A 12,498-nucleotide genomic window follows, 5' to 3' on the forward strand; every position below is an offset into this window, starting at 1 on the left:
AACGGACCGGAATCGCGGCCTTCTCCTATTTGGCACGGAAGACAAGTTCGTCCGCGCCAGGACAAGGCCGAGCCCGTCCGTGTCCTGAAGACTAATACTTCGTTTACGCGAGACTTCTTGCGGTCGCGGCGGCCGGTGGCGTGGGGAATACGCCGACCGCCTGTTCATAGGTGTGTGCCACGCGCAGGACCGTGGCATCGTCGAAACGCTTGCCGACGATCATCAAACCGGTCGGCAGGCCGCCGACCAGACCGGCTGGAACCGAACACGCCGGGTGCCCGGTGACGTCGAAGGGGGCAGTATTGCCCACCATCGACAGCGCGACGTGCAGGTAATCGGCCAGGCCGGCATCGGCCGGGGGGATCTCTCGGGCCGTGTAGGGGACGGTGGGCATGACCAGGACGTCGTAGTAGGCCAGCGCGGCGTCGTAGGCGGCGCGCAACTCGGGGACGAGCTGGCGGGCCATGGCGTAGTACTTTCCGCCACCGACCTCGAAGGTATAGCGACCCGACAACCCCACCAGCTTCACGGTCTTGGACAGCTCGTGGCCGCGGGCGAGGCGCTGGGCGGCGAAGTGCGCGACCAGCTCCGGATCGTAGAATCCGTCGGTGTTCATCCCGTAGGCGTTGCCGTCGAGCATCTGATAGGCGGCGCCCTCGGTGGCGATAACGTTCCACACGTGCACGGCGTCGAGATGCCAGGGAATCGACACCTCCTCCGCCGCCAGTCCGGCACCGCGCAGGACGTCGACCGCGGTATGGACGGCAGCGTCGACGTCCGGATCGGACACGGGTGTGCCGAAGCCTTCGGTGACGACACCGACACGGAGCCCGTCCGCCGATTGTGTGATCGCCGACAGGTAATCGACGACCTCGATCACGGTCGGTTGACGGGGATCGGCGCCATCGGGTCCTGCCAGCACACCGAGCATGACGGCCGCATCGGCAACGGTGCGGGTGATCGGGCCGAGGTGATCGATGGTTCGCTCGATGGGAAACGCCCCGGTGTAGGGGACCAGTCCGTGCGTCGGCTTGTGACCGACGGTTCCGCAGAACGCTGCGGGGATCCGGATGGAGCCGCCCTGGTCGCCGCCGACGGCCATATCGACGTCTCCGTTCGCAACGAGTGCTCCACTGCCGCTGGAGGAGCCGCCGGAATTGCGTGTAGGATCCCATGGGTTGCGGACCGGTGCGGGCTGTGATGTGAAACTGGCCCCGGAGAAACACAGGTCCTCGCACACTGCCTTACCGGTGATCGTCGCACCGGCATCGAGGAGTCGGCGGACCACCGTCGCATCGCGGCGAGGGATGAAACCCTCCACGGTGCGGGATCCGTTCATCATCGGGACACCGGCGACCGCGACATTGTCTTTGACTGCCAACGTCTTTCCAGACAGTGGACCGTCCGGCGCGCCGGCGATCTCGGTGGTGACGTACCAGGCACCGAGACGGTTACGCTCCGGTGCGGCCGGCGCCCATTCCCGCTGCGGGGTCGGTGGGGCAGAGCGCCGATAGAGGTCCTCGACGGCGGTCGACGCACCGAGGGACGCTTCGACCGCAGGCGCAAATTCCTCGAGTTCCGCTGCGGACAGACCGAACCGAAAGTGCCGGTCAAGCGCGGCCAGGCGTGCGGAATCGGGTGGGGGCAATGTCGACATGAAAACTGTGTCTCCTTCGGTTGAACCGCGGCACGCCCGCAGGGGCATGTTCCGAGGACAGTTGAGAGTCCTGTGCTGCCGGGGCAGTAGATCTCATCGGCAGTGGCAGGGGTCGGATGGGGCCGTTGACGAGGCCGCGTGCTCGCGAGCAGGCATCAGGTGTCTCGGTGGCGATGAACCATCCGACGGTGCAGGCGCGGTCGATGACTTGTTCGTCCACATTTGCGCAGCCTCCAGCACACATCATCTTCAGTCCAGGAGATCCTTGAACACCCCCGGCATTTCCGGCGTACTCGAACGGTAGGCGCTTCCGGGGCGTGGCGTTTGACGCTGAGCGCCAGCCAACTTTGCACGTTGCGACACTCGTCGCAGGGGCCAATCACCTGAGTGGGAATGGAGGACTCAGCGGATCGGGTCATAGCACCGCGCGGTGAGGCGGCTCGTCCACAAAGCGTTGCCTGCTCCTCGCCGCCGGGTCGGGGGCATGCCGCTTCGACGTAGGCAATCCGTGCAGGTTGACATGTGATTTCATCGCTCTTAGCGTGGTGTTCGCGCGAGCAGAAGGAGCCGTTCATGTCGTCGTTGCCGCCGCCGGATGGTGACATGGTGGACGATGACTGCCCGGACTGCCGCCGCTCGGACGAGTTGATCAAGGTAGCGCCTGCTCCAGTCCCATCGACACCCCGCCAGGGCCGCGAAGTGGTGCGAACCACCGCTCTCGGCACCTGGATCGAAACGATCCGCGACACGTTCGTGGCACTGGACATCGCGCCGATCGAGCCAGAGAACTTTACCGGGGCGGTGCAGACCCGCCATTTCGCGCACCTGATGGCGGCCGACGTCACGGCCACATCCCAGATCTTCCGCAGAACGGCCAGGCTTGCCAACCGCCATCCGCTCGAGTTGATGCAGATCGGCATGGTCGTCGCCGGTGAGGGGCAGCTCATCCAGGACGGGCGCACGTGCACCCTCGGCCCGGGAGATTTCGCCCTATACGAGACTTCGCGGCCATTTACCTGGAGTTTGCATCCGGAGTGGCACCTGCGCGTGTTCACTTGGCCACGGGCCTCGTTGTCGCTCACCGAGACTCAGTTGCAGGACTTGACGGCGCGGACCGTACGATCCACGTCACCCGTGGGACAGTTGCTCTCACCGATGCTCTCCACCCTCCTGGTGGCCGATGGAGAGGTATCGCACGCCGGTGCCATCGGCCTGGCAAGCGGACTGGCGGACCTGGCCATCACGGCGGCCCAAGAGGAAGGTCAATCCAAGGACCCTGATCCAGGTCTGCAAGACCTCTACGTAAGTATGGTGCAGCACATCGAACGCCACCTGGACGATCCGGATCTGTCCCCCAGCGGCATCGCCCAGGCGTTCTTCGTCTCCACTCGTACCGTTCACAGAGTGTTCGCACGCTTCGGCGCAACCGCTGCGGCCACGATTCGCGAGCACCGGCTCGAGGCCTGTCGTCGTGCGATGATGGCTCCACGCAACAGATCCCGATCCCTGACCGACATCGCCTTCCAGTTCGGATTCGTCGATCTATCGGTCTTCAGCAGAGCATTCACGGCGACCTACGGCATCAGTCCGAGCCGGTACCGCGAACAACATCGATGAACCATGGACCGAAATACTCGACCAGAGCCGGTTCGACTGTGCAGCAACAAGAGATGTGGTTGAACTACTGAGTGCGCAACGAGCGCCGCTACCGGGGCCGGTCGGATTCTCGATTCCCCTCGTCGGCAGGCGTTTTCAGTAGCCGGTCCAGTTCGCTGCCTGCCTCGTCGTAGCCGGCGTCGGAGATCCGTTGCAGTTCGCGCAGGTCGCCGGCCGACACTGCGCGTCGAGTGAGCAGAAGCCCGGCGCGCATGGATCCCTCGTCCAACAACTCCCTCAGCTCCGCGAGGTCGCCGGCCGCGTCGGCGAGGTCGGCCAACCGGTCCTGAGCGGTCTCGTTGCCCTCATCGGCCAGCGCGCGCAGGGTCTCCCGATCGATGTTCTCCATGTGGCCATTCTGCAACCTTCCCCAGGGGAAAGGTCAAGTGGAACGATTGGCCGGGTGATCACCATCGGCCAGCTGGCCAGATACGTAGGAGTGTCGATCAAAACGTCCGCGTCTATCACGACAAGGGGCTGCTCCCTGAACCCGACCGCGATGCGTCCGGCTACCGGCGGTACGGCGCGAATGACGCCATCGACCTGATCCGAACGCTCGCCGAAGCCGGTATTCCCCTGTCCCGTATCCGGGACCTGAGGTCGGCGACCGAGGTGGAGTTCCGGCCGGTGCTGCGCGAGATCGACGACGAACTCACCGCCCACATGCGGAACCTGGAGGCAACGCAGGGCCGTCTGCGTCAGCTCGCCGCCGGGCAGCTGGCGCCGCTGCCCACGGAGGTCGGTGCCCATCTCGAACACCTTGCCCGATGGGGATTTACACCCCGTTGGGTCGACCTGCACCGCGACCTGTGGATCCTCGTGTTCGCCACCCACCCGGACCATGCGATGACACTGTTTCACGACCAAGCCGACATTCTTGCCGACCCGCTGCGCCGACAGCTTTTCCGCGACTACGACCACGCGTACGACCTCGACGCCGATGATCCCCGTATCGACGACCTCGCGCGCCGGATCGTGGCGGCGACGCGGGAACGCTACGGAAAGGGCGAACTCCCGGAGCTGCATGAAGCCTCCGAGATCCCGGCCCTGATCCAACAGACTGTCAACGCCTCGTCCCCGGCATGGCAGCGACTCGACTCGCTCATACGCGCACAACTGGACCCGTGACTCGAAGCGACGGACACCGGTGCATCCGTCACCGCGCGCCGCGGAACATCGGGGCCGGTGGTGAAGAAGCCACGAGAGCGATGTCCTTGTCGTTGCCGAGTCGGCTGTGTCAGGTCATCGATCGACCTGAGGGGGCGAATACGGATAGGTGTAGGCGAGTTCTCTGACAGTTTCGGCATCGAGGCCGGCCTCGACGATGAAGTGGCCAAGCATCTGTACGAAGCGAGTACGTGTCATGCCGAAGCTGACGAAGATGTCCTCGTCAGTCGCACCGCCGTAGGGAGTCCACGCTCGAGCGAATTCGATGAATCGAGCGGCTTCTCCTCGGGACTTGTACTCCGTCTGTATCTGTCGCCTGGTGTGTTTGGTCCGGCGCAATTTCCGATACTCGCGCGTGGAGGTTTCGACGCCCGTAGAGTCTGCGCCGTTCTTTGTTGGCTTCAAGGGACAGCTTTCTGGCATCCGCTTCTACCTGGCGGTCTGTTTGCTGATGTGGTCACCCGTGAAGGTGCGGCAGTCGGCGGAATGGCGGACTCACCGGAGACTGCCGCACCCGAATTTCGACGACGTCGAGTCGACGACTACTTCTGACGTAACCCGGGGGTCAGTTCAGTCGGTCGAAACCCTGGTGGTGACCAGTGGTTCTGCTCCTTGTGCCGAAGTTGTCACTTTCCGTGGCAGAAGCAAGCAGCTGACGGCAACCAGCGCTGTGACGACGATGCCCATCACGAACACGATCGTGAAGGAAGTCCAGGTCGGAGCAGCCGTACTGGTGCCGGTAGTGAGGATGCTTCCCGAAAGTTGGACGCCGAGTGTGCCACCGACCGCCTTGACGACAAACGCGAGACCGCTGAATGCCCCGATCCGGCTGACCGGAGACGTCAACGCCACTGTGTTCATTGCCTGCGTCAGTGTGATCCCACCCGAAGCGCCGATGAGGATGGTCGCTCCCATGACCATGAGGAAATGTCCGTCTGCAGTGAGAAGAAGGACGAACGACGCCCCGGCCAGAATGACACCAGTGAGCATGGTAGTTCGTCCACCGACCCGAAGATCGAGCCAACCGGTCAGCGGTGCTACAACGGCGCCGGCCAAGCCGAGGGGGAGCAGGAGAAGGCTCGTCGTGAACTCGGAGGCGCCGAGACCGAACCCTGTGTCGGTCGGTTGCTGCACCAGCATGGGTACCGCCAGAAACAGTGCATTCGTAGCGAACCCGCACAGCAGATACACGAGGCAGCTCACTGCAAGTGGCCGCGTCGCAAGCAAGCGCACGTCGATGAGCGGCTCGGACGAACGAAGCTCGAGGACGACGAAGGTTGTCAACAGCGCAACGCACGCGAGCACGGTTGCTCCGAATTCAACGGAGAGCCAACCCCATTCGGGCGCCTTGGTGATGCCGATGAGAATGACGGCCATTCCGCTGCCGAGGAAGGTGGCGCCCGTGTAGTCGACGCGGCCGTGATTGGCAGGTGGACATGATGGGACCAGGCGCCACGCGGCGACGAAGATGATGGTGATGATCACGAAGGGGACCGAGAACAACCAACGCCAGGGGAGAACGCTCACGAGCAGCCCGGAGCCGACGAGCGCAAACGCCGTCCCAGCGTAGATGAAGGCAATGACCGAACCATTGCCCGACTTGATCCGGGCTTCGGTCTGAGTATCGCGAATAATTCCGAAGGCAAGGGGGACCACCGCAAGGCCAACACCCTGCAGGAGCTGTCCCAAGGTAAGCATCAAGATCGAGTTCGAAAGACCCGAGACTGCGGTTCCGGTTGCGACGATTGCCAGTACGGCAAGGAGGATCGACTTCTTGTCGCGAATGTCAGACAGGCGGCCGATCAACGGGGTGGCCACCGCACCCGTGAGCAGCACACCGGTGATTACCCACGCGATCTGTGCTTCTGTTGCGCCGAGGGACTCTTGAATCAGCGGCAGAGCAGGGGAAAGGATCGATTCAAGACCCTTGTAGGCGAATACTGAGGCAACAACGACCGCAAGCGTCAGCGTTGGATTGACGCGGCGCCCCTGCGATCTTTCGGATAATGTCACTTCTGGTCCTCCGGAGAGATGATGGTGATTGCCGTCGATTGCACCCGACTGAACTTCACTGATCATCTAGTTTCTGTTGCGTAGCGCGACTCCTTGGTTCCGGCGAGCAGGGTTGGTCGGGACCAGAGCTGATCGGGCAGCCAGGCCGTCAGCTCGGACGTGCGAGACCGTGGTGATCCGCGACACACAGAGACAGTATTCCTGGTTGGAGCAATGACAAATGTCCGCCGGAGACACACTGCCCTCGACTTTGTGTCCCCGAGGGGGTAGCCAGCCGTTAGAGCGAGTGCGTGACGGTGCATTCGAGGATTACGGGGCCGTCGAATTTGCAGTTTGCGGCCTTCAGCCCACGGCCGTCGCACACTGTTGGGTGATGCGTCCAGCGATATCCTGGTGATCCAGGAGGTGTCGGCCGACACCTCGTCGAATCCCTCAACAGGGCGAAGAGCGCATCGTAGATGGCGACCGACAATGATCCCTTCGCAACACAGCGTGTCGACAACGCTGTGTTGGTGACGGACCTGGAATCGGCGGGATTTTCCGATGCCGAGGAAATCGGGCGCGGTGGCTTCGGCGTCGTGTATCGCTGCACGCAGACCGCTCTGGACCGCACTGTCGCGGTGAAGGTTCTTACCGCAGACTTCGACGACAACGAGAATCGGGAACGATTCCTTCGCGAACAGCGGGCGATGGGGAGGCTGACAGGGCACCCGAACATCGCGAACGTCCTGCAGATAGGTACCACGGACAGTGGCCGGCTTTTTCTTGTGATGCCCTACTACGCCCGTGGCTGCCTCGACACGCGAGTCCGCCGGCACGGACCTCTCCCACTGGACGAGGCCCTTCGCTTCGGGGTGAAGATCGCGGGCGCCCTCGAAACAGCGCACCGGCTCGGCATCCTGCACCGCGATATCAAACCCGCGAACATCTTGCTCTCCGACTACGACGAGCCCGCACTGGCCGACTTCGGTATCGCGCGCATTCAGGGGAGTTTCGAAACCGCCACCGGTACCGTCACCGGCTCACCTGCGTTTACCGCGCCCGAGGTTCTAGCCGGAAAGTCGCCGAGCCCGGCCTCGGACGTCTATGGGCTGGGCGCCACTCTCTTCTGCGCATTGACCGGTCATGCTGCTTTCGAGCGGCGCAGCGGTGAGCAGCTGGTCGCGCAATTCGTTCGCATCACCACCGAGCCCGTGCCGGATCTACGGGAACAGGACATCGCTGAAGACGTCAGTGCGGCGGTGGAACGGGCGATGGCCACTTCCGCACCAGACCGGCACTCCGCCGCCACCCTCGGTGAGGCCCTCCGGCGCGCGCAGTTCGACCACGGTTTCGCGGTCGACGACATGGCGCTCCACACCGGTTCCGGAGGTGAGCGGCCGCAAGAGGCCCTGCCGAACTCCATGGTTGTTCGTCCCGCCGGAGGCAGTTCCTATCCTGGCCCGACTCGGTTGCCGGGCAGGACGACAGGAAACTTGCCGGTGGAGCTGACTAGTTTCGTCGGTCGCAGGCATGAACTGTCGGAAGTGAAACGCTTCCTGGAAAAATCGCACTTGGTGACACTGACCGGTTTCGGAGGCGTCGGCAAAACACGCCTCGCACTCAGGGCAGCTGACAGTGTGCGACGCGGATTCAACGACGGAGTATGGCTGGTGGAGTTCGCCGAGCTATCGGACGGTTCATTGGTGGCAGACCTTGTGGCTGCAGCTTTAGGCTTACGGGATCAACGGGCGAGCAACCAGCGCGACGGACTGTTGAACTTTCTGACTGCACGCGAGCTCTTACTGGTGCTCGACAACTGTGAGCAGGTAGTGGACGCGGCGGCAGAGCTGTCCGCAACCCTTCTTCGCGGTTGTCCGCAATTGCGTATCCTCGCCACCAGTCGCGAGCCTCTCGGCATCGCCGGGGAAGCTGTTCTGCGCGTCCCGCCGCTCACCATTCCCGAGCGCGTGCCCTCACTTCGAGGAACACCTAGCTACGACGCCGTGACATTGTTCGCCGAACGCGCCGCCACGGCTCTCCCGACGTTCACACTGACCGAGGACAACGCGGGCACGGTGGCCCAGATCTGCCATCGGCTCGACGGATTACCGTTGCCCATCGAACTCGCTGTGGCACGGGTGCGAGCCATGTCGCCAGAGCAAATCCTCCAGCGGCTGACCGACCGCTACACGCTGCTGTCCCGCAGCAGCCGAACCGCCCCGACCCGGCAGCAAACGATGCGTCTGTGCGTCGACTGGAGTTATGACTTGTGCAACCCCGTAGAGCGGTTGCTGTGGGCCCGGCTGTCGGTGTTTGCGGGGAGCATCGAACTGGATGCGGCCGAGCAGATTTGCGGCAGTGACATGGATGCGCAGGAGGTACTCGATGCGCTGACCTCTCTGGTCGACAAGTCGATCCTTATTCGGGAGGAGTCCGGCGCAGTAGTGCGCTTCCGGTTACTCGACATCCTGCGGGACTATGGCAGGGAACTCGCGCAGAGAAACGAGGAGTACGCAGATCTGCGCTGTCGCCACCGAGACTGGTACCGGCAGTTGGCGCTCGAGGCGGAGTCGGAGTGGATCAGCCCCCGACAGCTCGACTGGATCTCCCGCCTGGATCGCGAACAGACCAACCTTCGCGAGGTGATGGAGTTCTGCCTGAGTGACAATCCTGGAATCGGACTGACGATCGCCGCCGCCCTCCAGCCGTTCTGGCAGGCGCGCGGACTGTTCAGCGAGGGTCGGCGCTGGCTCGACCGACTCCTTGCTGCGCCGTGGAAGACTCCGACGGTGGAGCGGGTGAAGGCCTTGCATGCACACAGCGTCCTGGCCGAACTGCAGGGCGACCTGACCGCGGCCTCCGCCTCGGTAGCCGAGGCACGCATGGTGGCCCAACGGGTTTCCGACTCGACGGCAGATGCATTCGTCGCCCGAGCCGAAGGAACACTCGCTCTGTACCGCGGCGATTTTGCGCGGGCGCGATCACTGCTGGAAACCGCGATCGAGAAGTTCGGCGCTCACGATTTCTCGCACATCGAGGTGCTTCACATGCTCGGACGGGCATGTGACCAGGCGGGTGACGAACGACGAGCGAACGAGTGCTATTCACAGGCACTCGCGATCACCGAGTCCTGCGGCGAGGTCGTGCACCGCGCCGCGACCCTCCGGGCACTGGGCATCGCCGCATGGCGACGATCAGACCACCCCGGCACGGTTGAACTGCTGCGGCACGCACTGCAGTTGTCCCGTGAGGTAGGCGATCTCCGTACGACCGCAACGTGCCTCGAGGTCCTTGCCTGGGTCGCAGCCGAGAACAAAGATGCGCGGCGTGCAGCTGTACTGATAGGTGCCGCGGAGGAAATGGCGCAGTCCGTAGGGACTTTCACGCTGTGGTTCCCGAACCTGCTCCATTATCACGACGAGTGCGAGCTCAGGACGCTGCACGCGCTCGGCGAACCGACATTCGCGGCATCCCGAAGGGACGGCCGAGGCCTGGGATTCAATGCTGCCATCGCCTATGCCCTCGGCGAGAAAACGCCCACGCCGCCGCCCACACCTGGGGAGACCGCGAAGTTGACCAAGAGAGAACGTCAGATAGCAGAGGCCGTCGCGGAGGGCCTGACCAATAGGGCCATCGCCACCCGATTGGTCATTTCCCCGCGCACCGTTCAAGGCCACGTCGAGCACATTCTGTCCAAGCTCGGGTTCACCAGCCGCGCGCAGATCGCAGCGTGGGTAGTCGAGCAGACTTCTACCTAGCCACGAAACAGAACCGCTCGACTAGCTGCCGGCCGAGGCATCGCCCCTGTGCGGAGCCGACTGGGCACCAGCCTCCAGTGTGTTCTGATTGAGCCGATGAAGTTTCAACGCGAGACGGAGTTCGCTCGTTCGATCCACAGTTCTCCAATCGTCTCCCAATAGGTCCTTCAACCGCTGCATTCGCTGTTTCACCGTACTCACGTGAACATGCAGAACTTCCGACGCTGCTGTCGGACTTCCATCCGTTGCAAGGAGGGCCTCGAGAGTGCTCAACAATTCGGTGTGATGTGCCACGTCGTACCGGGCCACCGGGCCGAGCGTCGTCCGCACGAATCGGTCCACATTCGGTCGATTACTCAGAACCAGTCCGACGAACCCGAGATCTTCCAAGGTGCCGGACATGGCACCGCCCTGTATCCGTTCCATCGCATCACTGCAGGTCACTGCCTCATCGAACAGCTCACGAACGCCGGCTACCGCGCGCGTCGGTCCCGCGCCGGCCACCGATGGCGTCACCCGTCCAGCGCGTGCGATTGCCGAGGACAGCTCCGCGGAATTCGACCGCGGATCATTTCCTGGTATCAGGGCTACTACCGCCGACTTGTTTCCGCGCTGGAGGATATGGCTTTGCCCGGCCAAGCCCCCTCGGATCTTCGCTGCTTCGTCTGCGAGGTAAGCAAGCCGACGTTGCTGCAAGGGTGCTCGCACGACATGAACGGTGTACGGCTGACGCAGTTCCATTCGCAGCTGCGCGGCTCGGTGGATCAGGCGGCTGGGAGCTTCGTCACCAGACAGGAGATCGTCGATGAAGTCGTCGCGACGAAAACCCGCGGCTCCGGCCTCTGCCTCGGCCAAGAGTAGAAGCAAAGCAGCGACGACTGCTGCACGTTCGAGGATCTGAATGTCTGGCTTCGCGGGAGTCCCGTCACCTTGGTAGTACAGAATGCCGAGAAGTCTGGCGGCCGCCAAGATCGGGATGGCTACCAGGCTCCCGGACGTTTGAGTGGTCCGCGCGAGAGCGGCGAGACGAATCAACTCGGGAGGCTGCGCAGTTCCGCTGAGGTCGCCTGCGTCAGCGAGTAGGCGGTCGTCCGGATCGAACACAGCCAGCTCACCGCCGACGATCTTGACGACTTCCTGAACGAGATTGTCGATGTTTCCGCCGGCCAAGGCGACCTGGGAAAGCGTGAAGTGCGCCGTGGTCGCGCGCTCGGACTCGGCGTTGCTGCGGGCCAGCTCGCGGTTCGCGTCCTCGAGTGACCGGAGTGCAGTCTTGGTTTCCTCAGCGAGCCTCGAGCGTTCGATCGAGATGGCGGCATGCCCGGCCAGCGAGTGCAGAAGGTCCAGATCCGCTGGAGTGTACGCACGTTCGTCACGGTTGGCAGCAATCAACGCACCGAGTCGTTTAGATCCGTTCACCAGGGGCACGCCGACGGTCGCAACGATTTTCTCCCGCTCCATCACTCGGTCGACGTCTGGAAAATGAACAAAATTCGGATCGCCGAAGTACCTCGAAACGATCAACGGCATTCCGCTCTCTATTATCCGCCCTGTCATCGCCATCCCCGCCGGTACGCGCAGATCGAGAAGCTCGGAAGTCATGCCCCCCGAGGTCGCACCCAGGTAAGCGTATTCACCGTCTCGTTCCGCTAACCAGAGGTAGACGACGTCGGCGCGAAGAAGCCTCCGCGCACGATCGGCAATACCGCCGAGAAGCCTGTCCGGATCGTCTTCCGAGGTGATGTCAGCGACGGTGTCCAACAGTGCTCGATACCGATCATCTCGCGCCTCGTGCTGACCGGCGACTTCTCTGAGGAGAGCAAGCAGGGCCGGATGGAACCCCGGCTCCTCAGCGCTGACCGGGAGCTCCGAAGCCGCGCTCAAGATCTCGACGACAGTGCGCTCGACCTCCCCGAGATCCGAACCCGTGCGGGAGACGGCGCGCACCAGCTCTGAAGCGACTCGCAGGATGTCGGTGGCTGTGCCACCCGCCAGATTCTCGGAAGATGTGAGCCGCAATTCGTGTTTCATGATCGCCTCATCTCATCCTGCGCGCATTCAGCCGCAGCAGTTGCCTTCACCATACGGTGTATGTCCACCACGGACCAGAATCGGCGCAAGTACCGTCTCCATCGGACATATCGACACGGACGCGACGAACGTAGGCTTCGGCGGAGGCCCGATCGACGCACGAAGTGTAGGGCCGACCGAACGTTGTGGGTGCACGACAAGGCACCGAGAACGATCCGAGATATGTACGACAAT

The 12,498-nt window shown here is 63.2% G+C and carries 7 protein-coding genes and 1 pseudogene; 4 read left to right on the plus strand and 4 right to left on the minus strand.

Annotation, left to right across the window (positions count from 1 at the left end; genetic code table 11):
• Nucleotides 1–103: 103 nt before the first annotated feature.
• Nucleotides 104–1,657: an amidase gene (locus tag GFS60_RS29360; RefSeq protein WP_159926594.1), complete on the minus strand. Its 1,554-nt coding sequence runs from the start codon at nt 1,655–1,657 to the stop codon at nt 104–106.
• 573 nt (nt 1,658–2,230) lie between these two features.
• Between GFS60_RS29360 and GFS60_RS29365 the strand changes: the two genes are divergently transcribed.
• Nucleotides 2,231–3,274 (plus strand): helix-turn-helix domain-containing protein, encoded by a 1,044-nt coding sequence (locus tag GFS60_RS29365; protein ID WP_159926596.1) that lies wholly within the window; start codon nt 2,231–2,233, stop codon nt 3,272–3,274.
• 88 nt (nt 3,275–3,362) lie between these two features.
• Here GFS60_RS29365 and GFS60_RS29370 read toward each other — a convergent pair whose 3' ends face one another.
• Complete coding sequence (locus GFS60_RS29370; protein ID WP_159926598.1) at nt 3,363–3,662, minus strand: hypothetical protein; 300 nt, start codon at nt 3,660–3,662, stop codon at nt 3,363–3,365.
• Nucleotides 3,663–3,790: 128 nt separating this feature from the next.
• Between GFS60_RS29370 and GFS60_RS40410 the strand changes: the two are divergent.
• A pseudogene (locus GFS60_RS40410) lies at nt 3,791–3,856 on the plus strand (hypothetical protein); the annotation flags it as partial.
• A gap of 69 nt (nt 3,857–3,925) precedes the next feature.
• Nucleotides 3,926–4,441: a hypothetical protein gene (locus GFS60_RS29375; RefSeq protein ID WP_236603318.1), complete on the plus strand. Its 516-nt coding sequence runs from the start codon at nt 3,926–3,928 to the stop codon at nt 4,439–4,441.
• Between the two features lie 609 nt (nt 4,442–5,050).
• On the opposite strand, the gene GFS60_RS29380 is transcribed toward GFS60_RS29375, so the two are convergent.
• Nucleotides 5,051–6,493 carry an MFS transporter gene (locus GFS60_RS29380; protein WP_236603319.1) on the minus strand — a complete coding sequence of 481 codons (1,443 nt, stop codon included), beginning with the start codon at nt 6,491–6,493 and terminating at the stop codon, nt 5,051–5,053.
• A 458-nt stretch (nt 6,494–6,951) separates the two neighbouring features.
• On the opposite strand from GFS60_RS29380, the gene GFS60_RS29385 reads away from it, so the two are divergent.
• The gene (locus tag GFS60_RS29385) at nt 6,952–10,233 is read left to right on the plus strand and encodes a protein kinase domain-containing protein (protein WP_159926602.1); all 3,282 of its coding nucleotides are present in this window, start codon (nt 6,952–6,954) and stop codon (nt 10,231–10,233) included.
• A 21-nt stretch (nt 10,234–10,254) separates the two neighbouring features.
• On the opposite strand, the gene GFS60_RS29390 is transcribed toward GFS60_RS29385, so the two are convergent.
• Nucleotides 10,255–12,264: a helix-turn-helix domain-containing protein gene (locus GFS60_RS29390; protein ID WP_159926604.1), complete on the minus strand. Its 2,010-nt coding sequence runs from the start codon at nt 12,262–12,264 to the stop codon at nt 10,255–10,257.
• Between the last annotated feature and the right edge of the window lie 234 nt (nt 12,265–12,498).

Source organism: Rhodococcus sp. WAY2 (assembly GCF_009859915.1).
Lineage (GTDB): Bacteria > Actinomycetota > Actinomycetes > Mycobacteriales > Mycobacteriaceae > Rhodococcus_F > Rhodococcus_F oxybenzonivorans.

Coding starts and splice junctions, on each gene's coding strand:
- GFS60_RS29360 (WP_159926594.1), bottom strand. CDS start 1,657: ATGTCGACATTGCCCCCACCCGATTCCGCACGCCTGGCCGCGCTTGAC.
- GFS60_RS29365 (WP_159926596.1), top strand. CDS start 2,231: ATGTCGTCGTTGCCGCCGCCGGATGGTGACATGGTGGACGATGACTGC.
- GFS60_RS29370 (WP_159926598.1), bottom strand. CDS start 3,662: ATGGAGAACATCGATCGGGAGACCCTGCGCGCGCTGGCCGATGAGGGC.
- GFS60_RS29385 (WP_159926602.1), top strand. CDS start 6,952: ATGGCGACCGACAATGATCCCTTCGCAACACAGCGTGTCGACAACGCT.
- GFS60_RS29390 (WP_159926604.1), bottom strand. CDS start 12,264: ATGAAACACGAATTGCGGCTCACATCTTCCGAGAATCTGGCGGGTGGC.